Source organism: Micromonospora sp. RP3T, from assembly GCF_003027925.1.
In the GTDB taxonomy this organism is placed as follows: domain Bacteria; phylum Actinomycetota; class Actinomycetes; order Mycobacteriales; family Micromonosporaceae; genus Micromonospora.
In genome coordinates, this window is the sequence record NZ_PYPS01000009.1 from 31,970 (window position 1) to 53,904 (window position 21,935).

The 21,935-nt window shown below is 74.1% G+C and carries 24 protein-coding genes; 9 read left to right on the top strand and 15 right to left on the bottom strand.

Annotated elements, in window-relative coordinates; all coding sequences use genetic code 11:
• Positions 1-58: 58 nt before the first annotated feature.
• From C8054_RS09715 to C8054_RS09735, 5 genes are all read right to left on the bottom strand, one after another.
• Positions 59-3,241: a UvrD-helicase domain-containing protein gene (locus C8054_RS09715; RefSeq protein ID WP_107156428.1), complete on the bottom strand. Its 3,183-nt coding sequence runs from the start codon at positions 3,239-3,241 to the stop codon at positions 59-61.
• 94 nt (positions 3,242-3,335) lie between these two features.
• Complete coding sequence (locus C8054_RS09720) at positions 3,336-4,697, bottom strand: metallophosphoesterase (RefSeq protein WP_107156429.1); 1,362 nt, start codon at positions 4,695-4,697, stop codon at positions 3,336-3,338.
• Positions 4,698-4,708: 11 nt separating this feature from the next.
• Complete coding sequence (locus tag C8054_RS09725; RefSeq protein WP_107156430.1) at positions 4,709-4,954, bottom strand: MoaD/ThiS family protein; 246 nt, start codon at positions 4,952-4,954, stop codon at positions 4,709-4,711.
• A gap of 2 nt (positions 4,955-4,956) precedes the next feature.
• Positions 4,957-5,973: a GTP 3',8-cyclase MoaA gene (gene moaA / locus C8054_RS09730; RefSeq protein WP_107156431.1), complete on the bottom strand. Its 1,017-nt coding sequence runs from the start codon at positions 5,971-5,973 to the stop codon at positions 4,957-4,959.
• Positions 5,970-6,884: a fructosamine kinase family protein gene (locus C8054_RS09735; RefSeq protein WP_107156432.1), complete on the bottom strand. Its 915-nt coding sequence runs from the start codon at positions 6,882-6,884 to the stop codon at positions 5,970-5,972. Before C8054_RS09735 ends, moaA begins: the two co-directional genes overlap by 4 nt.
• A 161-nt stretch (positions 6,885-7,045) precedes the next feature.
• On the opposite strand from C8054_RS09735, the gene C8054_RS09740 reads away from it, so the two are divergent.
• Entirely contained in the window at positions 7,046-8,152 is a 1,107-nt protein-coding gene (locus C8054_RS09740) for a DUF4192 domain-containing protein (RefSeq protein ID WP_107156433.1), read from the top strand.
• 121 nt (positions 8,153-8,273) lie between these two features.
• Here the strand turns inward: C8054_RS09740 and fdhD are convergent, their stop codons facing one another.
• Positions 8,274-9,128, bottom strand: coding sequence for a formate dehydrogenase accessory sulfurtransferase FdhD (gene fdhD, locus C8054_RS09745; protein WP_107156434.1), 855 nt, complete (start codon positions 9,126-9,128; stop codon positions 8,274-8,276).
• A gap of 100 nt (positions 9,129-9,228) precedes the next feature.
• Here fdhD and C8054_RS09750 point away from each other — a divergent pair, with 100 nt between their 5' ends.
• The 3 genes from C8054_RS09750 to C8054_RS09760 all read left to right on the top strand — a co-directional run bounded on the left by C8054_RS09750 (position 9,229) and on the right by C8054_RS09760 (position 11,259).
• Entirely contained in the window at positions 9,229-9,828 is a 600-nt protein-coding gene (locus C8054_RS09750; protein WP_107156435.1) for a molybdenum cofactor guanylyltransferase, read from the top strand.
• Positions 9,825-10,082 (top strand): DUF6457 domain-containing protein, encoded by a 258-nt coding sequence (locus C8054_RS09755; RefSeq protein ID WP_107156556.1) that lies wholly within the window; start codon positions 9,825-9,827, stop codon positions 10,080-10,082. Before C8054_RS09750 ends, C8054_RS09755 begins: the two co-directional genes overlap by 4 nt.
• Positions 10,083-10,161: 79 nt before the next feature.
• Positions 10,162-11,259 (top strand): hypothetical protein, encoded by a 1,098-nt coding sequence (locus tag C8054_RS09760; RefSeq protein ID WP_107156436.1) that lies wholly within the window; start codon positions 10,162-10,164, stop codon positions 11,257-11,259.
• Positions 11,260-11,281: 22 nt separating this feature from the next.
• Here the strand turns inward: C8054_RS09760 and C8054_RS09765 are convergent, their stop codons facing one another.
• The gene (locus C8054_RS09765; protein ID WP_107156437.1) at positions 11,282-11,740 is read right to left on the bottom strand and encodes an Lrp/AsnC family transcriptional regulator; all 459 of its coding nucleotides are present in this window, start codon (positions 11,738-11,740) and stop codon (positions 11,282-11,284) included.
• Between the two features lie 59 nt (positions 11,741-11,799).
• Here C8054_RS09765 and ddaH point away from each other — a divergent pair, with 59 nt between their 5' ends.
• Positions 11,800-12,633: a dimethylargininase gene (gene ddaH / locus C8054_RS09770; RefSeq protein ID WP_199199664.1), complete on the top strand. Its 834-nt coding sequence runs from the start codon at positions 11,800-11,802 to the stop codon at positions 12,631-12,633.
• 72 nt (positions 12,634-12,705) lie between these two features.
• Here the strand turns inward: ddaH and C8054_RS09775 are convergent, their stop codons facing one another.
• The gene (locus tag C8054_RS09775) at positions 12,706-13,926 is read right to left on the bottom strand and encodes an ABC transporter substrate-binding protein (protein ID WP_107156439.1); all 1,221 of its coding nucleotides are present in this window, start codon (positions 13,924-13,926) and stop codon (positions 12,706-12,708) included.
• Positions 13,927-13,974: 48 nt separating this feature from the next.
• Positions 13,975-14,802 (bottom strand): S9 family peptidase, encoded by an 828-nt coding sequence (locus tag C8054_RS09780; protein ID WP_107156440.1) that lies wholly within the window; start codon positions 14,800-14,802, stop codon positions 13,975-13,977.
• A 56-nt stretch (positions 14,803-14,858) separates the two neighbouring features.
• Between C8054_RS09780 and C8054_RS09785 the strand changes: the two genes are divergently transcribed.
• Entirely contained in the window at positions 14,859-15,449 is a 591-nt protein-coding gene (locus tag C8054_RS09785) for a bacterial proteasome activator family protein (RefSeq protein ID WP_107156441.1), read from the top strand.
• A gap of 37 nt (positions 15,450-15,486) precedes the next feature.
• On the opposite strand, the gene C8054_RS09790 is transcribed toward C8054_RS09785, so the two are convergent.
• From C8054_RS09790 to C8054_RS09800, 3 genes are all read right to left on the bottom strand, one after another.
• The gene (locus tag C8054_RS09790) at positions 15,487-16,299 is read right to left on the bottom strand and encodes an HAD family hydrolase (RefSeq protein WP_107156442.1); all 813 of its coding nucleotides are present in this window, start codon (positions 16,297-16,299) and stop codon (positions 15,487-15,489) included.
• Entirely contained in the window at positions 16,299-17,120 is an 822-nt protein-coding gene (locus tag C8054_RS09795) for an HAD family hydrolase (protein WP_107156443.1), read from the bottom strand. Before C8054_RS09795 ends, C8054_RS09790 begins: the two co-directional genes overlap by 1 nt.
• 225 nt (positions 17,121-17,345) lie before the next feature.
• Positions 17,346-18,080, bottom strand: coding sequence for a hypothetical protein (locus C8054_RS09800; RefSeq protein ID WP_107156444.1), 735 nt, complete (start codon positions 18,078-18,080; stop codon positions 17,346-17,348).
• A gap of 126 nt (positions 18,081-18,206) precedes the next feature.
• On the opposite strand from C8054_RS09800, the gene C8054_RS09805 reads away from it, so the two are divergent.
• The 3 genes from C8054_RS09805 to C8054_RS09815 all read left to right on the top strand — a co-directional run bounded on the left by C8054_RS09805 (position 18,207) and on the right by C8054_RS09815 (position 19,882).
• Positions 18,207-18,635 (top strand): OsmC family protein, encoded by a 429-nt coding sequence (locus C8054_RS09805; RefSeq protein ID WP_107156445.1) that lies wholly within the window; start codon positions 18,207-18,209, stop codon positions 18,633-18,635.
• 84 nt (positions 18,636-18,719) lie between these two features.
• Positions 18,720-19,064 (top strand): metallopeptidase family protein, encoded by a 345-nt coding sequence (locus tag C8054_RS09810; RefSeq protein ID WP_199199675.1) that lies wholly within the window; start codon positions 18,720-18,722, stop codon positions 19,062-19,064.
• A gap of 95 nt (positions 19,065-19,159) precedes the next feature.
• Positions 19,160-19,882 (top strand): AIM24 family protein, encoded by a 723-nt coding sequence (locus C8054_RS09815; protein ID WP_107156446.1) that lies wholly within the window; start codon positions 19,160-19,162, stop codon positions 19,880-19,882.
• A gap of 44 nt (positions 19,883-19,926) precedes the next feature.
• Here C8054_RS09815 and pheA read toward each other — a convergent pair whose 3' ends face one another.
• Genes pheA through C8054_RS09830 form a run of 3 tightly spaced genes read right to left on the bottom strand, consistent with a single transcriptional unit; the run spans position 19,927 to position 21,901 of the window.
• Positions 19,927-20,883, bottom strand: a complete 957-nt coding sequence (gene pheA, locus C8054_RS09820; protein WP_107156447.1) for a prephenate dehydratase — start codon at positions 20,881-20,883, stop codon at positions 19,927-19,929.
• Positions 20,884-20,893: 10 nt separating this feature from the next.
• The gene (locus tag C8054_RS09825; protein WP_107156448.1) at positions 20,894-21,415 is read right to left on the bottom strand and encodes a hypothetical protein; all 522 of its coding nucleotides are present in this window, start codon (positions 21,413-21,415) and stop codon (positions 20,894-20,896) included.
• Positions 21,416-21,445: 30 nt separating this feature from the next.
• Positions 21,446-21,901 (bottom strand): hypothetical protein, encoded by a 456-nt coding sequence (locus tag C8054_RS09830; RefSeq protein WP_107156449.1) that lies wholly within the window; start codon positions 21,899-21,901, stop codon positions 21,446-21,448.
• Positions 21,902-21,935: the final 34 nt, after the last annotated feature.

Consider the following 21,935-nt stretch of genomic DNA (forward strand, 5'->3'; position numbering starts at 1 on the left):
GGTGCGTGTGAAAAGGGGCCCCATCTCTACCGGAAGCGTTAACAAGGGGCCCCTCCTTTCACATCAGGCGGAGTTGGTGGTCCTTGGGGCGGCGGGGCTCGGCGGCGCCCAGGCGGTCGAACAGGGCCGGGTCGATCGCGTCGAGGAACGGGGTCGGGCGGGCGTCCCGTTCCGACCCGTGCCGGGTACGCCGGGCGGCGTGACTCACGTAGAGCCGGTCCTGCGCCCGGGTCAGGCCGACGAAGAAGAGCCGGCGTTCCTCGGCGACCGCGTCGTCGTCCGGCTCGGTGCCCGGCCAACGCAACGGCAGTAGCCGGTCCTCGGCGCCGACCAGGAACACCACCGGGAACTCCAGGCCCTTGGCCGCGTGCAGCGTGAGCAGCGTGACCGCCTCGGCGCGCGGGTCGAGCGCGTCCACCTCCGCGCCGGTGGCGAGCTGGCTGAGGAAGAGCCCGAGGTCCTCGCCGCAGCGGCGGGCCAGTGGCGTGAGCAGGTCCACGGCGCTGCGGACGTCGTCGGGGCGTACCGCGCCGGAACCGTCGAGCGTGGGCACGGCGAATCGCTCGGCCACCAGCCGGCCGGCCTCGCGTACCCGGGCGGTCAGGGAGCCGTCCAGGCCGGCGTGCCGCAGCTCGCGGGCGATCGCCGCCACGCCCGGACGGTCCCGCAGCCGGTTGTGTGAGCGCTTCTGCACCGGGATGTTCGCCCGGGTCAACGCGTCCACGATCGGTGCCGCCTGCGAGTCGGTGCGGTACAGCACGGCGATGTCGGAGAAGGAGAGCGTGGTCGTCCGCCCGTCGATCCGCCCCGAGTCGAGCGACCGGTGGGACAGGCCGCCGACCAGCTCGTCGACGGTGCGGGCCACGAAGTCGGCCTCGTCGGCCACCGAGGTCGCGGCGTACCGGCCGACCAGCGGCGCCTCCGGGTCGAGCCGGGCCGGGTCGAGCCGACGGCCCCGGACCAGCGACGACGGCGCGATGGCCTGCACGGCGGCGGCCAGGATCGGGGCGGAGGACCGGTAGTTGCGGTTCAGCCGCACCAGCCGGGCGTCGGTGAAGTCCTGCGAGAAGCGCAGGAAGTAGCCGACGTCGGCACCCCGGAACGAGTAGATCGCCTGGTCCGGGTCGCCGATCGCGCACAGGTTGCCGTCCGGCGGGCTGAGCAGCCGCAACAGCTCGTACTGCACCGCGTCGACGTCCTGGTACTCGTCGACGAAGATCCACTTCCACCGTTCGCGGTACTCCCGGACCAGCTTCCGGTCCCCCTTCAGCACCGCCACCGGCAACGTGAGCAGCTCGTCCAGGTCGACCAGGTCCCGCTTGCGCAGCAGCGCGACGTACCGCTCGTCGTCCTCGCCGGCCTCCGCCCGGGCCGCCGTCCGGTCCGCGTCGTCGGCGATCCGGAAATCCGCCGGCAGGCCGGCCGCCGCCGCATTCTCCCGCAGGACGGTCAGCCCGAGCGCGTGGAACGTGCCCACCGTGACGTCCTCGGCGACCGGCCCGAGCAGCGCGTCGAGGCGGTGCCGCAGCTCCTCGGCCGCCCGGCGGGTGAACGTGATCGCCAGGCACTGGTCCGGGAAGACGTTCAGCTCCGCGCAGAGGTAGGCGATCCGGTGGGTCAGCGTGCGCGTCTTGCCGGTGCCCGGACCGGCCACGATCAGCAGCGGGCCACCCGGCGCGGAGGCGGCCACCCGCTGCATCGCGTCCAGCCGGTCCAGCAGGCCGGTGCCGACCTCCTCCATGCCGGCGAGCATCGGCTCGAACGGCTCGTGCGGGGAGGGCGGCGGCGCCAGCGGAGGCGCGGGCGGTTTGCGCTTCGGCTCCGGCCGGGCCGCCGCCGGGCGCTTGGCCTTCGGCTTCGGCGCCGGCTCCGTGGGCCGCCGCTGCGCGGGCACGGGTACGTCGAAGAGTGTCTCCTGCCCGGCTCCGCCGCCCGGAGCGCCCAGTTCCGCCGGGTCGAAGAGCGTGATCACGCCGTACTCGCCGTCGTAGCCCGGCACCCTGCGCACCTCGCCGCGACGCAGCCGGTCGATGCCCTCCGCGAGCAGTTCGCCGCCGACCCGGCCGATCTCCTCCACCGGGGTACGGGTGAGGATCTCCAACTCCGGGCCGAGCGCCGCGACCAGCTCGTTGAGCTTGCCCTCGACCTTCTTCGACCGGGCACCCACCTTGTTGATCTCGCCCAGGATCTCGGCCAACGGCACCAGGTGGGCCACCTCGCGGGCGTGCGCCGGCCGGTGCCCCGCCGGCCGGTCGGCCAACGCCTCGACGCGGCTGAGCACACCCACGGTCAGCGGCTTGCCGCACTCCGGGCAGCGTCCGCCCGCCTCGCGGGTCCGCTCCGGCGACCAGTTCACGCCGCAGAGTCGGTGCCCGTCGGCGTGGTACTTGCCCTCCTCCGGGAAGAACTCGACGGTGCCGGCCAGCCCGTCCCCGGTGCGCAGCGCCTCCCGGATCGCGAAGTAGTCGCGGTCGGCGGTCAGGACGGTGGCCTCCCGGGCCAGCGCCGGCGGCGAGTGGGCGTCCGAGTTGGACACCAACTGGTAGCGGTCCAGGCTGCCGACCCGCCAGTTCATCTCCGGGTCGGACGACAGCCCGGTCTCCACCGCGAAGATGTGCTCGGCCAGGTCGGCGTAGCAGTCGGCGATCGCGTCGAAGCCGGACTTCGAGCCGAGCGCGGAGAACCAGGGCGTCCAGATGTGGGCCGGCACCAGGAAGCCGTCTCCGCTGGCCTCCAGCGTGATCTCCAGCAGGTCGCGGGAGTCCAGCCCGAGGATCGGCCGGCCGTCCGAGCCGAGGTTGCCGATCCGGCCGAGCGCGGTGTTGAACCGGCCCACCGCGTCCAGGTCCGGCAGGTAGATCAGGTGGTGCACCTTCCGGGTCCGGTCGTCCCGCTTGTAGATCGTGGAGATCTCCACGCTCAGCATGAACCGGACCGGGTCCGCCTCCGCCTCGCTGGCCAGCCGGGGCGGCAGCCGCCGGGCGATGTCCCGCTCCGCCTCCGGCGACAGCCGGTAGAGGCCGGGCTCGGCCGGGTGCAGCGTCTCGCGCAGGTGGTCGTACCAGGCGGGATGGGTGAAGTCGCCGGTGCCGAGCACCCCGATGCCCTTGCGCCGGGCCCACCAACCGAGGTTGGGCAGGGTCAGGTCACGGCTGCACGCGCGGGAGTACTTCGAGTGGATGTGCAGATCCGCGACGTAGGGCGGGAGGCCACCGGGGGGTGCGGCACTGAACGGAGGCACGCCGCATCCTGTCACGTCCGCTTGCCTACCCGCCCGCCGCCACGCGTACGCGTGACCTGAGCAATGCGGTGCTGGACGGCGGGCCCCCGACCCGCTAGGGGGCACGCAGCTCGACGAGCGTCACCTGCGGCGGGGCGCCGACCCGCACCGGCGGCCCCCAGAAGCCGGCCCCGTTGGTGACGTAGACCTTGGTGCCGTCCACCTCGCCCAGACCGGAGACCACCGGCTGCTGGAGCTTCACCGCCAGGTTGAACGGCACCATCTGACCGCCGTGGGTGTGCCCGGAGAGCTGGAGGTCGACGCCGAACTTCGCCGCCTCGTGCGCGGCCACCGGCTGGTGCGCCAGCAGCACCACCGGGCGGCTCGGGTCACGGTCGCCGAGCGCGGCCGCGTAGTCGGCGGGCGCGGCCAGCCCGGTGCCGTCGGCGGTCACGTCGTTGACGCCGGCCAGGTCCAGCACGCCACCCCGGGCCCGGATCTCCTGCCGTTCGTTCTGCAGCACCCGCAGGCCGAGCCGGTCCACCTCGCGGACCCACTCCTCCACGCCGGAGTAGTACTCGTGGTTGCCGGTCACGAAGAAGCTGCCGTAACGGGAGCGCAGGTCACGCAGCGGCTCGGCGGCCCGGCCCAGCTCGGCCACCGAGCCGTCGACCAGATCGCCGACCACGGCCACCAGGTCGGCGTCCAGTCGGTTGATCATGGCGACGATGCGCTCGGTGTGCGCCCGGCCACGCAGCGGCCCGAGATGGATGTCGGAGACGGTGGCGATCCGCAGCCCGTCCATGCTCCGCGGCAGCTTCGCCAACGGGATGCGTACCCGGTCCAGCCGGGGTGGCCCCATCGCGGTGCGGACGCCGTACCCGGTGACGCCGGCGGCGGTGAGCCCGGCGAAGATCGCCGCGCCGCGCGCGAGCAGCAGCCGACGGGACGGGTCGTGGCTCGCGGGTGCGCCGCCGGCGGCCGGTCGGCCGGGCGCTCCCGGCGCAGCGTCACCGGGATGGCCGGGCGGGGTGTCACCGGCCTCGGCGGACGGTGCTGGGTCGCCGGCGTCGCTGGTCAGCGGCGGGTCGCCGGCCTCGGTGGGTGCCGCGGCGGAGGTGCCGGCGCCGACCAGCGCCGGCTCGGCGGCCGGCCCCGGGGACGTGACCGAACGGGCCCGGCGGCGCAGGACGAGCCGTGTCACCGCGGTCGGCACCTCCAGCACCAGGAGCAGCACCAGCAGGTAGAACATCAGGGCCAGCCACACGTAGCCCGGCCAGGCCAGCCAGTAGAAGCCGTTCTGGGTGCCGGCCATGGTCGCCGGCACGAGCAGCGCGAGCAGGACCGCCGCCGCCGCCCCGACCCGGCGGGCCCGCCCCGGACGGGTGGTGTCCCGAACCAGTCGCCGCCACAGGTAGTAGTGGATCAGCCCGATCACGAGCACGACGAAACCCACGAATGTCGCCATCGCCAGCACGTCGGCCTCCCTCAGCCGCCCGCGAAGGGTGGCAGCACGTCCACCGTGACCCCGGCCGGCAACGGTGCCTGACGATCATGGCAGGCGACGCCGTCGACCAGGAAACTCGCCGCCTTGAGCACCACGGCCAGTCGGTCACCGTGGCGAGCGGAGAGGTCGTCGAGGAGTTCGTCCAGCGACCGGCCGGCGGATGCGGTCTCCTCGGCCCGGCCGGCGGCGGCTCGTGCGCCGGCGAAATAACGGACGGTCAACTCCACCGTCAACCTCCGATCGCGGACATCGGCCGGGCCGGCTGGAGGAAGGTCGGATCGTCGATCCCGTGCCCGGCCCGCTTGCCCCACATCGCGGCCCGCCAGCGCCGGGCCAACTCCTCGTCGTCGGCGCCGGCCCGCAGCGCGGCCCGCAGATCCGACTCGTCGGTGGCGAAGAGGCAGTTGCGCACCTGACCGTCGGCGGTGAGCCGGGTGCGGTCGCAGTCGCCACAGAACGGCCGGGTCACGCTGGCGATCACCCCGACCTTGGCCGGACCGTCGTCCACCAGCCAGGTCTCGGCCGGCGCGGCGCCCCGCTCGGTCGGGTCGGGTCGCAACGCGGACTCGGCGCGCAGGGCGGCCAGGATCTCGTCGGCGGTGACCATGGTCGACCGGTCCCAGCCGTGCTGGGCATCCAGTGGCATCTGCTCGATGAACCGCAGCTCGTAGCCGTGCGCCACGGCGAACCGGAGCAGTGCCGGGGCCTCGTCGTCGTTGACGCCGCGCATCAGTACCGCGTTGATCTTGACGGGGGTCAGCCCGGCCTCCGCCGCGCCGGCCAACCCGGCGAGCACGTCGGCGTGCCGGTCGCGCCGGGTCAACGCGGCGAACCGGGCCGGGTCGAGCGTGTCGAGCGAGACGTTGACCCGGTCCAGCCCCGCCGCGCGCAGCGCCGGCGCGAGTCGGGCCAGACCGATGCCGTTGGTGGTCAGCGAGATGCGCGGTCGGGGCGACAGCGCGGCCACGGCCGCCACGATGCCGGGCAGCCCGGGTCGGATGAGCGGCTCACCGCCGGTGAAGCGCACCTCGGTGACGCCGAGCCGGCGCACCGCGACCCCGACCAGCCGGACGATCTCCTCGTCGGTGAGCAGTTGCGGGCCGGCCAGCCAGGGCAGGCCCTCGGCCGGCATGCAGTAGGTGCAGCGCAGGTTGCACTTGTCGGTCAGCGAGACCCGCAGGTCCCGGGCGACCCGGCCGTACCGGTCGGTGAGGACCCCGTCTGCCGTCGTCCGGGGGGCGGTCATTCGTCGACCGTAGCGCGTCGGACGCCGCCGAGCGCGGCACGGGCGGCCGAGACCACCGCCTCCGCGTACGCCGCCCCGAACAACGCGGTGTGCACCAGCAGCAGGTGCAACTGGTGCAGCGGCACCCGCTCCCGCCAGCCGTCGGCCAACGGCCAGGACTCCTGGTAGGCGGACAGGATGCGCTCTAACTGCGGCGGACCACCGAAGAGCGCGAGCTGCGCCAGGTCGGTCTCGCGGTGGCCGCCGTGCGCGGCCGGGTCGACCAGCCAGACCCGGTCGTCGGCGCCCCAGAGCAGGTTGCCGGGCCAGAGGTCGCCGTGCACCCGGGCCGGCGGCTCGTCGCCGCCCCACTCGCCGACCCGCGCGACGACCTGCTCGACAAGCGCCGTCGCGGCGCCGGTGAGCGCGCCCCCGTCGACCGACATTCGAAGGTACGGCAGCAGCCGGCACCGGGCGAACCACTCCGGCCACGGCCCCCGGTCGGGCGTGTTGTCCTGCGGCAGCGCGCCGATGAACCCGGTCCACTCCGCGCCGAACGCGGGCGCGCCGGCCCGGTGCAGCCCGGCCAGCCCGTGGCCGAACGCCTCTGCCGCCTCCGGGCCGGGCTCGCCCGGCTCCACCCAGTCCAGCGCCAGCAGCCCCGGCAGCGCGACCAGCACCTCCGGCACCGGAACCGCGTCGGCCTCGCGCAGCCACCGCAGACCGGCCGCCTCGGTGGCGAAGAAGCCCTCCGGCACCGGTCGCGTCGCCCGATCCGGCCAGGTCTTCGCGAAGACGGAGTGACCGTCGTCGAGCGTGAGTCGCGAGGCGGCGCAGATGTCACCGCCGGAGACCGGCGTCTCCCGGATCCGCTGGTGGGTCAGGAAGGTCGGCAGGTGCTCCGGGTGTGCCCGCAGGTACGCCAGGTCCATGAGCGCAAGGTAGCCGGTACCTGGGACAGGCGTCGGCCCTGTCGTACCGAGACTGGTGGCGGACGCGGCCCACCTGGGCCGATACGTTCGGTGGTTGTGGACGAGCCGCGTGTCGTCAACAGGGCCTGTCGCGGCGGCGGCGCCCCCCGCACGCTCCCGGCATGAACTCCACCGAGCGTCCCCGCCTCTCCGTCCGCTCGCCGGCCGACCTCGTCGTCGCCGTGCCCTACCTGCTCGGCTTCCACCCCGAGGACAGCGTGGTGGTGGTCGCGGTGCGGGGCCGGCGGGTGGTGTTCGCGGCCCGCGGCGACCTTCCCGAGCCGGGTGTCGACCCCGGTCCGCCGGCCCGGCATCTGGCGCAGGTGGTGGCCCGGCAGGACGCCGACGCCGCGACGGTCATCGGCTTCGGTCCGGCCGCCCGCGTCACCGGCGTGGTGGACGCGGTGGGCGCGGCGCTGGACGACGCGGGGCTGATCGTCCTCGACGCGCTCCGGGTGACGGACGGTCGCTGGTGGTCGTACCTCTGCGACGAGCCCACCTGCTGCCCGGTGGAGGGCACGCCGTACGACCCGGCCGCGAGCCGGATCAGCGCGGCGGCCGTCTTCGCCGGTCAGGTCGCCCTGCCCGACCGCGCCGCCCTGGCCGCGCAGGTGTCGCCGTTCGGCGGTCCGGTCCGGCTCGCGATGCGCCGGGCCACCGTGCGGGCCCGCCGCCGGCTGGCCGCGCTCACCGGGGAGCCACCCGACGACCACTCGCCGGGCGGTGCGGAGTCCGGTGCCCCTTCGCCCGGCGACGCGGAGTCCGGTGATCCCCGGCCCGCCGGGACGCGGGCCGTGCGGGCGGCCGGCACGGCGGCGGTACGGGCCGCGTTTCGCCGGCAGCGGCACGGTGAGCGACTCACCGACGACGAGGTGGCCTGGCTGACCGTGCTCCTCACCCACCTCGTGGTGCGCGACCACGCCTGGTCCCGCACCGACGGCCGGGACACCGACATCAGCCTGTGGACCGACGTGCTCCGACGGGCCGAACCCGAACTGACCGCGGCCCCGGGAACGCTGCTCGCGTTCGCCGCCTGGCGGTCCGGGCACGGCGCGCTGGCCGCCGTCGCCCTGGAGCGGGTGCTCGCGGCGGATCCCGCCTACTCCCTCGCGGTGCTCCTCGACGACGCGCTCCGTCGTGGCGTGGCCCCGTCCGAGCTGGACGGCTGGCCGGGTGTCGCCGGCCCGGCGGTCCTCCGCCGCCGCCGCCGGCGTCGTCCACGCCGCTGAACCGGAGGGGGTGGTGCCGTCCGCGCCGCTGAGCTGGAGGGGGTGGTGCCGTCCGCGCCGTTGGGTCGGAGGCAGCGGCGCCGTCCGCGCCGACGCGGGCCGGGTCGCCGTGTCGCCCGCCTCAGCGAGGCACGCGTTGCGCCCCGGTGTAGACGTTCATGGTCGGGCCGCGGAGGAATCCGACAAGCGTCATCCCGGCCTCCTCGGCCAGTTCGGCGGCGAGCGTGCTGGGCGCGGAGACCGCCGCGAGCAGCGGCACGCCGGCCATCCACGCCTTCTGGGTGAGCTCGAAGCTGGCCCGGCCGGAGACCAGCAGGACGTGACCGGCCAGCGGCAGCCGGTCCGACCGGGTGGCCCAGCCGATCACCTTGTCCACCGCGTTGTGCCGGCCCACGTCCTCGCGGAGGGCCAGCAGTTCGCCGTCCGGGGTGAAGAGCCCGGCCGCGTGCAGGCCGCCGGTGCGGTCGAAGGCGCGCTGCGCGGCACGCAGCCGGTCGGGCAGCCCAGCCAACAGTGCGGCGGTGACCTCCAACGGGTCCTCCCGCACGGCGAACCGGGAGCGGGTGCGGACCGACTCGATGCTCGCCTTGCCGCACACGCCGCAGGAGCTGGTGGTGTAGAAGTTGCGCGCCGGGTCGGTGGCCGGTTCCGGCACGCCGGGGGAGAGCACCACGTCGACCACGTTGTACGTGTTGGGGGTCTCCGCTCCGGAGCAGAGCTGCGCGGTGTGCACATCCTCCGCCGACCGGATCAGCCCTTCGGTCAGCAGGAAGCCGATGGCCAGGTCCAGGTCGTCGCCGGGCGTGCGCATGGTCACCGCGAGCGGCCGGCGACGGCCCGGGCCGGCCGGTCCGACCCGGATCTCCAGCGGCTCCTCCACGGCCAGCGTGTCCTGCCGGCGGACCCGGTCCCGGCGGTCGTCCGCCGCTCCGAGGTCGATCCGCAGCACGCCGCGCCGGTCTGTCGCCCGTCCCATGCCGCCATCCTCTCCCGCACCCCGCCCCACCCGCACCTCAGCACCCCGGAGCGCCCGTCTGGCCCGGTGTTCCGGCGTGGGCAGTGGGTAGGGTGAGGCGGTGACCGGGTACGCGGCGGTACTGCTCGCCGGCGGTGCGGCCCGCCGGATGGGTGGGGTGGACAAGCCAGCCCGTCCGGTCGGTGGCCGGCCGATGCTGCACCGGGTGCTGGCCGCGGTGGCCGACGCGGACGAGCGGATCGTGGTCGGTCCGTCCGGCCCGGCGCCCATGGGGGCGCGGGTGACCCGCGAGGAGCCCGCCGGTGGTGGTCCGGTGGCGGCGACCGCAGCCGGGCTGGCCCTGCTGCGACCCGGTACGACCACTGTCGCCCTGCTCGCCGCCGACCTGCCGCTGCTCACCGCCGCCGCGGTGGCGGAGTTGCGGCGCGCGCTCGACGGGTCGACCGCCGAGCTGGCCTGTTACGTGGACGGCGACGGTCGCCGGCAGCAGCTCTGCGGCGTCTGGCGGCTGCCGGCGCTGCGCGCGGCGGTGGACCGGCTGGCGGCGGAGCGGGGCGGCACGGTCGACGGCGCGGCGGTGCGGGGCCTGCTGGCCGGTGCCACGGTTCGGGAGGTGGCCTGGTTCGGTGGCGGGCCGCCGCCCTGGTTCGACTGCGACACTGACGAGGACGTACGCCGGGCCGAGGAGTGGACGACATGACCGTGTTGGACGACTGGGTCACCGCGGCCTGCGCCGAGTTGGAGCTGGATCCGACCGAGGTGCCGGTGTCGGCCGTGCTCGACGTGGCCCGGGACGTGGCGCATCAGGTGGTGCGGCCGGGCGCGCCGGTCAGCGCGTACCTCCTGGGGGTGGCGGTGGGGCGCGGCGCGGATCCGGCCGCGGTGGCGGCCCGGCTCAGCGCGCTGGCCGGGTCGTGGCCGGTGGAGCTGGACGGGACGACGCCGGTGGAGTAGCGACTTGTCCGATCCCGGTCGGCTGTGATTCGGCCCCCGCCGCCCGTGGGTAGGGTGGCGGGAACGGACGGAGGCGATCATGACGGCAGACCACCCCTCGCCGGTCGACAAGCCTTCCGGCGGTACGCCGGAGCAGCACGATTCGATCCTGCTCGACGAGCCGACCACGGCTGATCTGCGGGCCAAGGTGACCGAGGCCTGGCGGGAGTTCGCCCGGGCGCTGGCCGAGCGGCTGCGCGGGTTGCCGGCCGGTGGTCACCTGGAGGTCACGCTCGACCCGACCGCCTCGGGAACCGGCGATGCCGTCTACTCGGTCAGCGCGGACGCCGGCGAGGACGGCGCGCTGTCGGCCCGGGCGGTCGGCAACGCCACGCTGCCGGCGGGCTACCGGCTGGACCGGGCGGCGGTGGCCGACATGGTGGCGCTGGGCTGGTCGCCGCCCGGCGTGGTGGCGGGTTCCGGCGAGCAGTTCGGCCTGGACTGCGGCGTCGACGAGGCGACCCGGTTGTCCGCGGTGCTCTCCCGGACGCTGCGGGACGTCTACGGCGCTCCGCATCCCGCGTTCCTGGTCTACCTGGTGCACGACGCCGAGGGTGAGCCGCTGCCGGTGGAGCCGCTCGGCACCGCCCGTAGCGAGTTCGGCCCGGACCGGGACGTGGAGGCCGACCTGGAGGAGGCGCTGGCCGCCGCGGCGGCCGCCCAGTCGGGTGAGAACGACGTGCTGGCCCTGGAGGAGCGGGTCCGTACGGTCGTCTCGACGATGCTGAAGTCGAACTCCGACCAGGTGCAGGTCGACTCCGACGGTGACATCAACATCCGGGCCGGCTCGGCGATGGTCTTCGTGCGGGTCCGCGACAATCCGCCGCTGGTCGACGTCTTCTCCCCGGTGCTGACCGAGGTCGAGCCGACCGAGCGCCTCTACGTGAAGCTCTCCGAGCTGACCAACCGGATGCCGATCGGCCGGCTCTACTGCGCCGACGACACGGTCTGGGCGTCCATCCCGGTCTTCGGCCGCAACTTCCAGGCCACTCACCTGATGCTGGCCGTGCAGGTGATGACCGGTCTCGCCGACGAGTTGGACGACCGGCTGCACGGCGAGTTCGGCGGCAAGCGCTTCTTCGGTGAGGGTGACAAGCCGGCCCGACCGCAGGAGCACCGCACCGGCATGTACCTCTGACCGGTCCGGAGCGGCACCGGCGTCAACTCGTGGAGGGGCCGACGCCGGGGGACTCGACGAGGCGGGACAGCACGATGGTGCTGCGGGACGAGGTGACGAACGACTCGGCGCGCAGCCGTTCCAGTGCCTCCTCCAGGTGGGCGATGTCGGCGGCGCGCAGGTGCACCAGCGCGTCCGCCTCGCCGGAGACGGTGTAGGCGCCGACCACCTCGGGGTGCCGGCGGGCGGCGACGCCGATCTGCGCGGGTGTGGTCCGGCCGGCGCAGAACAGCTCGACGAACGCCTCGGTGGTCCATCCCACGGCGGCCGGGTCGACGACCGCGGTGAAGCCGCGGATCACGCCGGTCGCGCGCAGCCGGTCGACCCGTCGCTTGACCGCGGGGGCGGAGAGTGACACCCGGGCGCCGATGTCGGCGTACGAGGCGCGGGCGTCCGCCACGAGCAACGCAATGATTCGTTGGTCAACCGCGTCTATCTGCAACGTTCCGCCTCCGGGAAGCAATGGTTGTGGCTGTTACCAAAGTTCCAGCCTACCTACTCTTGGTGACCGTGAACCAGCAGCGAGTCTCGCGAAAGCGGACATATCTCATGTGCTCGCCGGAGCACTTCGCGGTCGAGTACGCGATCAACCCGTGGATGGACCCGGCCACGCCGGTCGACGCCGACCTGGCGGTCAAGCAGTGGGACCGGCTGCGCGAGACGCTGGTCGGGCTCGGCCACGACGTGCACCTGCTCACCCCCGGCGTCGGCCTGCCGGACATGGTCTTCGCCGCGAACGGGGCGTTCGTGGTGGACGGCACCGTCTACGGCGCCCGGTTCAAGCACGAGCAGCGGGCCGCCGAGGCCGCCGCCCACCGGGCGTTCTACGAGGCGCAGGGCTGGCACTTCATCGCGCCGAGCGAGACCAACGAGGGCGAGGGCGACTTCGCGTACCTGCCGGACGCGCACGGCGGCCTGGTCCTGGCCGGCCACGGCTTCCGTACCGAGCTGGCCGCGCACGCCGAGGCGCAGGAGGCGCTCGGTCGGCCGGTGATCTCGCTGCGCCTGGTCGACCCGCGCTTCTACCACCTCGACGTGGCGCTCGCCTCGATCGACGACGGGAACGTCGTCTACTACCCGGGCGCGTTCTCCGCCGCCAGCCAGAAGGTGCTGACCCAGCTGTTCCCGGACGCGGTCGTCGCGGACGACGAGGACGCATTGGCGTTCGGCCTGAACCTGGTCAGCGACGGGCTCAACGTGGTGTTGAACAGCGACGCCACCCGGCTGGCCGGCAAGCTGAAGGCGGCCGGCTACCACCCCGTGCCGGTGGAACTGGCCGAGCTGAAGAAGGGCGGCGGCAGCGTGAAGTGCTGCATCGCCGAGCTGCGGCACTGAGCCGAGCCGCGGTACCGAGCCGGACACGCGCGAGGGCGGTCTCCTCCCGGGGAGGCCGCCCTCGTCGTCGCGTCAGCCGAGCGTGGCCAGTTCGTTGATCACCACGTTGGAGAGCATCCGGCCGTCGAGCTGCACCTTGCGCAGGTACCACTTCTGCTGCGGGGTACGCGGCTGGTTGAACTGCCAGGGACCGCGCGGGCTGTCGACCTGGCCGATCGTGCCGAGGGCGAGGTTGACCTGCTGCGGGGACACGTTCCCGCCGGTCAGCCGGATCGCCTTGTCCAGCACCAGCGCGGCGTCGTACGAGGCCATCGCGTACGTGGTCGGGGACGTGTTGAACGTCTTGCGGTACGCCGAGGCGAACACCCGGTTCGCGGTGTTGTTCAGGTCGGCCGAGTAGTTCAGCGCGGTCTCGATGCCGTACTTCTCGATCAGCGCCCGGTCCCGGCCCTTCTCGCCGTCGTCGAGCTGGTCGAGGACGGTGCCCTCGGTGAGGAACCCGGGCGCGTAGATCGGCCCCCGGTAGCCCTCGTCGTAGAGCTGCTTGACGAACTGCACCGCCTGCGCGCCGGTGTAGTGGCAGAAGACCGCGTCCGGCCGGCGCCCCAGCGCCTTGCGGATCGGCCCGGCGTACGCGCCCTTGCTGGGGTTGGCGTAGTCGGGCGTGTAGATCGGGTCCTCGGTGAGCCGGCGGCCCTGCTCGTAGCCGCGGCGCAGCCCGTTGACGACGTCCCGGCTGCCGGCGCCCTGGGTGCCGAAGATGGCGATCCGGCTCGACGGGTCCAGGTTCTGCCGCAGGTACTCGCCGAGTGCCACGCCCGGCTCGTCCAGCACGTACGAGGTGCGCCAGATGAAGACGACGCCCTGGAGCGTGGCCGGGGAGGCGTTGGAGCCGATCAGCGGCACCCGGGCGTCCTCCACGGTGTCCCGGATGCCGGTCATGACGGCCGGGTTGACCACGCCGGTGAGCGCCAGCACGCCCTCCTTGAGCAGCCGGTCGACGGCGGCCTTGCCGGTCGCGACGCTGTCGCCCTCCTCGGCCGGCACCACGGTGACCGGGTGCCCGCCGAGCTGCTGCCCGTGCGTGGCGAGGAAGAGTTGGAAGCCGTTGGCGATCTCGTCCCCGATGACCTTGTTCGGGCCGCTGCCGGGCACGATCAGCCCGATCTTGACCGGGCTGCCCGGGGCGGCCTGGTCCGTGCCGTCGTCGCCGGGGCCGCAGCCCGCGGCGAGCCCGGTGGTGCCCAGTGCGGCCAGCAGTTGCAGGGCCCGCCTGCGGTTCATCTGTGCCACCGACTTCCTTCCCGCGGGGGCGGCCATCGTGCACACCCCTCCGGCGTTCTACCTGGTCGACGACGCTGCGTCAATGCCGGGTGGATCACCGAGCAGGGACCGCAACGCCGTCACCACCCGCGGCCACGCCGCCGAATCGGGGGCGATAAGCCCGAAATGCTCGCATTCTGACAGCTCAATGAGCGTGGCGGAGCCGCCGGCGGCCCGGTCGGCGGCCACCCACGAGCGGCTCATCGACACCGGAACCTGCCGGTCGAGAACCCCGTGTATGACTACTGTGCGTGGCTGAATCGGCACCAATGCCGATGGATCCGTGGTGGCGTACCGCTCCGGCACGTCGGCCGGGCCGCCGCCGATCAGCGCCGCCACCGCCCCGGAGTCCAGATCCAGCCGGTACGCCTCGGCGAGGTCCGCGACCGGGGCCAACGCGAGCACCCCGCCGGTCGTGTCCGGGGCGTGGGCCGCCACGTACAACGCCAGATGCCCACCGGCGGAGTGGCCGACCAGGATCGGCGGCACCGGTGCCACCCGGCCGGGCCACGCGGCGGCGGCCAGCCCCGGCAGCGCGGCGACGCCGGCGAGCACGTCGGTGAGCGGATCCGGCCAGCCGCTGTCCGGCCGACCGGTCCGGCGGTATTCGAGCTGGGCCACCGGATGACCGAGCGCGGCCAGCGCCGCCGCCATCGGGCCGGTGTGGGTCCGGTCGTACTCGGCCCGCCAGAAGCCGCCGTGCACCACGACCACCAGTGGCCGGGCGGGCCCCTCACCGGCCGGGCCGCGCAGGTCGGCGCACTGGTCCGGATGGTCGCCGTAGGCGACGGTGGCATCCGGCGGCGGGGCCGGCCGGGTCAGCACCTCACGCGGGTCGCCGGTCATGCCGGGACGGTAGCCTGCCCGGTCCGGGCGCGTGCGCGTGGCCGGGGTGGGTAAAGATGGGTGCCATGACCGAAGCACACTCCGGTGGACACGACGACGAACAGGCCAACGACGGCATCCCCGGCACCGTGGTGGTGGTCGGCCCGGACGGTCGACCGGTCGGCACGGTGCAGACCGAGGAGGGCAAGGGCGAGGACCCGACCCGCCTGGTCGAGCAGCCGGCCAAGGTGATGCGGATCGGCAGCATGATCAAACAGCTGCTGGAGGAGGTGAAGGCCGCCCCGCTCGACGACGCCAGCCGGCACCGGATGCGCGAGATCCACGAACGCTCGATCGTCGAGCTGAAGGAGGGCCTCGCCCCCGAACTCCGTGAGGAGCTGGAGCGGATCTCGCTGCCGTTCACCGAGCAGCAGGCGCCCAGCGAGGGCGAGCTGCGCATCGCCCACGCCCAGCTCGTCGGCTGGCTGGAGGGCCTGTTCCACGGCATCCAGGCCGCGCTGGTCGCCCAGCAGATGGCCGCCCGCGTCCAGCTGGAGCAGATGCGCTCCGGCCGGCAGGCGCTGCCCAGCGGCCCCGGCGGGATGGTCCCGGGCATGCCCGGCATACCCGGCGGCGCCGAGGGCCACGCGCCCGGCCAGTACCTCTGACCGACACCGGCCGGGGCGCCTGACGCGCCCCGGCCGGTCAGTCCACCCCGAAGACCTTCTCCAGGTACGCGGCCACGCCGTCCTCGGTGTTCGCGCCGGTCACCTCGTCCGCGATCTCCCGGACCGCCGGGTGGGCGTTCGCCACCGCCACCGCCCGACCGGCCCAGGCCAGCATCGGCACGTCGTTCGGCATGTCGCCGAACGCCAGCACGTCCCGCTCGTCGATGCCCAGCCGGGCCGCGTACCAGGCCAGGCCGGCCGCCTTGGTCACCCCGGCGGCGGAGACCTCGATCAGGCCGCTGTACGACGAGTGCGTCGCCTCGGCCAGCCCTTCGAGCGCACCGGCGACCACCCGGACGAACACGTCCGGGTCCTGCTCCCCGGCCCGGACCAGCAGCTTCACCGCCGGCGCGGCGAGCAGCTCCTCCGGCGACTCGACGGCGCGGATCGCGTCCGCGTCGGCGTCCCAGCGCAGCGGGTAGTGCGACTCGTGCCGCATCTGCCGGCTGTCCACGATCTCCACCGCGAAGCTCACCCCGGGCACCTCGGCGCGCAACCGCCGGGCCACCTCGGCGAGCAGCTCCGGGGCGAGCGGGTCGGCGCGCAGCACCTCGTCGGCGGCCGGGTCGTACACCACCGCGCCGTTGGCGCAGATGGCCGGCAGCGGCGCGGCGAGCTGGTCGTACACGAGTTTGAGCCAGCGGATCGGACGGCCGGTGACCAGCACGACAGGCGTGCCCGCGGCGGCGATCCGGGCCAGCACCCGCGCGGTACGCGGGCTGAGCGTCCGGTCGTCGGTGAGCAGCGTGCCGTCGATGTCGCTCGCGACGAGGCGAGGTGGCTCTCCCATCACCGGGAGAGTAGTCGGTCCAGGTAGACCGCGACGCCGTCGTCGTCGTTGCGCAGGGTCACCTCGTCCGCGGCGGCGCGCACCTCCGGGTGGGCGTTCGCCACCGCCACCCGGGCCCAGCCGGCCCAGCCGAACATCGGCAGGTCGTTGGGCTGGTCGCCGAAGACCAGCACGTCCGCCGGGTCCACTCCGAGCCGCTCGGCGACCACGCTCAGCCCGGAGGCCTTGTCCACCCCGGGCGGGCAGATCTCGACGAAGCCGAGCCCGGCCTGGGTGAGCGAGGCGACCTCCGCCGGCACGATCCGGCGGGCCACCGCCAGCAGTTCGTCGACGTGGTGGTCCTCGGTCCGCGCGAACGCCTTGACCACGTCGCAGGAGAGGCACTCCGCCCGGCTGCGCGCCTCGAACCGGTCCGGGTAGGGCCAGCTCGGGTGGTAGTCGCCCCACAGCGGCGTGTCGTCCTCGCCGGACGCCTCCACCATCACGGTGAGCGGGCCGACCGCGGCCTCCAGGTCGGCGATCAGCCGGGCGAGCACCTCGCCCCGGAGGCGCTCGTCGCGCAGCACCAGCGGGCCGGCCGGGTCGCTCTGGTCGACCACCCACCCGCCGCCGGCCATCACCAGGAAGTCGGCGGCGCGGATGTCGTTGCGGCTCAGCTCGGCCAGCCGGGGCCCACGTCCGGTGGCGCCGACCACCGGGATCCCGGCGGCCCGCACCCGGTCCAGCACCCCGTGGGTGTACGCGGAGACGGTGTCGTCGCTGCGGACGAGCGTGCCGTCGAGGTCGGTGGCGATCAACTTGGGCAGGCCCGGGCGGGTCATGGCTCCTCCTTCGGCCCCGCCGCCGTCACGCCGGCCGGCCCGGTTCTCGTGCCGGGACCGTCGAACGGCGGGCAGCAACCGTATCTCGCGCGACAGGGGGCGACCATGGCGTTCCGGCGAATCCACCGCGAATCCACGGGGGCGATCCGGTGGCCGCCGCACCGACGGATCGGCCGGCCGGCGGGCCGGTGGCGGCGCCGAGACCGGCGGACCGGCTGGGCCCGCTCAGCGGGAGCGTTCGGGGCCGGCGAACGGCACGGTCGGCTCCACCGTGAGGTCGGCGGGCGCCGGCGGCGCCTCGTCGTCCCGGGCCCGGCGACGTCGCCGGAACGGCCGGTCGTCCGGCGTCTCGTCGTCCGACGCCGCCTCGACGCCCGCCCGGTCGGTGGCCCGCCCGGCCAGATGCAGCGCGACCGCCAGCAACGCCACCGCGAGGAACGCGGTGACCAGGCCGCGCCCGTGCTCCACCTGGATGTCCCGTTCCACCGGGAAGAAGAGGATGCGCCGGGCGAGCGGCTGGAGCGAGGAAGCGGTCGCGACCAGCACGCCGAGCAGCGTCGCCGCCAGGCCCAGCCCGGCGATCCGGGCGTGCTGCCGCACCGTCGGGGCGCCGCGCAGCGCCAGCGCCACCGCGACCGCCAGCCCGAGCAGCCCCACGAGGTACGCCGCCCCGAAGCCGCCGATCTCGGCGACGCCACTGGGCAGCCGGAACGTCGTGTTCCCGTCCTCCCGTTCGTCGGGCACCGTGATCACCAGCCACTCGCCGATCAGCGAGGCGAGCGCGGCGACCGCGCCGAGCCCGGCGAGCACCGGCGGCAGGCGATGGTCCCGGCCCAGACCGGCCAGCGCCCGACCGAACCGGCCGGACGGAACCGCCCCGGTGTCGACGTCGCCCCACTCCACCACCGTGGTGCCGTCGGCGCGGTTGTCCTGCCTGGGAACCGGGGGATCCTGCGACATCGGCCACCCTTCTCCGGTACGCGGGTCTGCGTCGAATCATGGCACAGCCGGCCCCCGGTCACCCGGACCGCGAGGTGAGCAGGACAGGCGGTGCGGGACGGCCCGCTTTCGGTTAGCGTCGGTGCCATGCCTATCCGTACCGCTTCCGCTCGCTGGCAGGGCAACCTCGCCGAGGGGTCCGGCACCGTCCGCACCGGCAAGGGCGGCCTGTCCGGCAACTACTCCTTCAAGTCCCGGTTCGAGGAGGGTGAGGGCACGAACCCCGAGGAGCTGATCGGCGCCGCGCACGCGAGCTGCTTCTCGATGGCGCTCTCCAAGCAGCTCGCCGACGCGGGCGTCACCGACACGTCGGTGGAGACCACCGCCAAGGTGCACTTCGACAAGACCGACGCCGGCATGACCGTGACCCGCATCGACCTGGAGACCGTCGGCCAGGCTCCGGGCCTCGACGAGGCCGGCTTCACCAAGCTGGCCGAGGCCGCCAAGGAGGGTTGCCCGATCTCCCGGCTGCTCTCCCCGGGCGCCGAGATCACCCTGACCGCCCGCCTGGCCTGACCCGTCCGACGCGGTGGGGGCGCCCTCGCGGGCGTCCTCGCCGTGCCGCGTGCCGACCGTGAGGGAGTGACCGGCCGCGTGGCCGTGGAAATGAGCCGGGACCGGTTCGAGGAACTGGTCGGTGAGGCGCTCGACGAGGTGCCCGAGGAACTGCTCGGGCTGATGAGCAACGTGGTCATCCTGGTGGAGGACGACCCGCCGCCCGGTGAGAACCTGCTCGGGCTCTACGAGGGGCACGCGCTCACCGCGCGCGGCTGGGACTACTCCGGCGTGCTGCCGGACCGCATCCTGATCTACCGGAACCCGATCCTGGCGATCTGCGACACCGACGACGACGTCGTCGACGAGGTCGCGGTGACAGTGGTGCACGAGATCGCCCACCACTTCGGCATCGACGACGAGCGCCTGCACGCCCTCGGCTGGGGCTGACCGGGTCCCGCCCGACCCCCGCTCGGCCGATCCCCGCGGTTGCGCCCGTCCCCTAACCTGCGGATCAGGCACATCCCGATGCAGGAGGAAACCCGATGCGCAGCGAGCTGTTCTCCGCGGAGAACCTGGAGAAGGAGTCCCAGCAGCCGGGCATGCGGCTGCAGAACTCCAAGATGCTCAAGATCGAGCTGAACGGCGAGGCGATGGCCCGGGTCGGGTCGATGGTCGCGTACCAGGGCCAGGTGCAGTTCCAGGCGCTCGGCTCCGGCGGCATCGGCAAGTTCATCAAGCAGCGGCTCACCGGCGAGGGCGTCCCACTGATGAAGCTCTCCGGACGCGGCGACGTCTTCCTCGCCGAGGCCGCCAAGGACGTGCACATCATCGACCTGGAGCCGGGCGACGCGCTCTCCATCAACGGCTCCAGCGTGCTGGCGTTCGACTCCAGCCTCCAGTACGACATCAAGATGGTCAGCGGCATGGGCATGGCCTCCTCGGCCGGCCTGTTCAACTGCGTCTTCACCGGGCACGGCCGGATCGCCATCACCACCAAGGGCACCCCGGTGGTGCTGAACGTCGACGCGCCGACGTACGTCGACCCGCAGGCGGCGGTCTGCTGGTCGGCCAGCCTCCAGACCGGCTACCACCGGGCCGAGCAGCTCGGCCTGGGCACGCTGCTCGGCCGCAGCACCGGCGAGGCGTTCACGATGAGCTTCGCCGGTCACGGCTTCGTCGTGGTCCAGCCGTCGGAGGAGCCGCCGGTGGCCGGCAGCGGCGCCCAGCAGCAGCAGGGTGGCCTGCTCGGCGGCCTGTTGCAGTGAAGTCTCCGGGCCGGGTGCGACCCTGGGGGGCGCACCCGGCCCGGTCAGCTCAGCTCGCCGGCGCGCAGCCGGGCCAGCCAGGCCGCCGCGTCGGCGTAGTCGGCGTCGGAGAGACCGGCCGGCGCGGGCGTCGGCCGGTCGCCCGCCGCCGTGCTCCAGCGGTGCCGGGGGTACGACCCGAGGAAGCGCACGCCGGCGCAGACCCGGTGCAGCCCCTGCAACGCCTCGCCGAGGCGGACGTCAGCGACGTGCCCGGTGCAGTCCAGGAAGAACACGTAGCGTCCCAGCGCCTCACCGGTCGGGCGGGACTCGATGCGGGTCAGGTTCACGCCGCGGACGGCCAGCTCCATGAGCACTGACAGCAGCGCGCCCACCCGGTCGTGCGCGATGTAGACCGCCAGTGAGGTGAGGTCGTCACCGGTCGGTGGCGGGGGCGTCCCGGGGCGGGACAGCAGCGCGAACCGGGTCACCGCGTCGGGATGGTCGGCGATCTTGTCGGCGAGCACGGTGAGCCGGTGCCGGGCGGCGCCGATCGGGGCGCAGATCGCGGCGTCGTACTCGCCGGTCGCCGCGCCGGCCGCGGCGGCGCCGTTGGAGAGCACGTCGACCACGGTGGCGTCGGGCAGATGGTCCCGGAGCCAGCCCCGGCACTGGGTGGACGCCTGCGGATGGGCCGCCACGCTGCGCACCCCGGCCGGCGTCACCCCGGGCCGGCCGGCGAGCACGAACTCGACCGGCAGCACCACCTCCCGGGTGATCACCAACGGGTCGCCCTCGGCCAACTCGTCCAGTGTCACCCCGACCGCGCCGCCGATGGAGTTCTCCAGCGGCACCAGGGCGGCATCCGCCTCCCCGGCCCGTACGGCGTCCAACGCCTCGCCCACGCTACGGGCCGGCGTGCGGCTCCCCCGTTCGGCGGCGGGCACGGTGCGCAGCGCCTGTTCGGCGAAGGTGCCCTCGGGACCGAGGTAGACGAAGCGGGTCGGCGGTGTTCCGGGCATGGCGACCAGCCTACGCACCCGGGGGACTGTCGCAGGCCAGGGTGCGGATGCCCGTGGGCGCGGTGGCGCGTACCTCGACGCCGCACACGTCCGTCCCGGCGGTCACCAGCCTGGGTGTGCCGGACCGGCCGCGCGTGACCACCTGGAGTTCCTCGTGCCCGGGGACCGCCAGCACGGTGTACTGCCAGCCCTCCGCGCACAGCGGCCCGGTCCGTACGGTGATCCGGACGTTTCGGGGCAGCACCCCGGCGGAGCCGCGTAGCATCGCCACGATCCGCTCGCCGGACGGCGTGCCCCGGCAGGGCACGGCGACCGGATCGGGGGCCGGTGGAGTGCGTGCCGGCAGGGACGGGACGGCCGGCACGATCGGGGTCGCGCTCGGCGTGGGCGTGGCCGACGCCGAAGCGCGGGGAGCGCCGGTCGGGCTGGGCGGCGGGTCACGCAGTTCGGGCGGCGTGCCGCAGGCGGTCAGCGCGAGCAGCGCGAGCAACGTCACCGGGGCATGCCGACGGGCGGACGGGGTAGCGGGCACGGGGGATGGTCCTCGACCTCGGGCGAGCGGTCAGAGCACGGAGAAGAACGTGAGCGAGCCGGCCACCGCGGCGCCGGTGAGCACCGGCGTGGAGATGGCGTCCACTGTCGTCCCGGCGTCGGAGCCGGGCCCCTGGACCCGGAGCAGGCCACGGGCGAGCCGGCCGGAGAGCAGCGCGAGCAGCGGCGGGATCTTGTCGGTCTCCTGCTCGGTCAGCTCACTCGGGCTGGCGGTGAAGTCGACCAGGCGCAGGCCGCCTTCGAGCAGCGGCCGGCCGACCACGTCCGCCGGGGCGCCCAGGCAGAGCAGGTCGCAGCCGGAGGAGGAGATCGCCACCACGGTCGTGTCGACATCGATCAACAGACATGGCTCGGCGGCCCGGGAGACCGTCCCGCACCACTGCGCGAAGTTGTCGGACTCCTGCTCGGTGCATGCCTCCGCCGGGGACGTGAACACTTCCGAGAGTGAGAGCTCGACGTGGGCCACCGCGCCTCCTATGTACACCGACGGTCCGTCCACG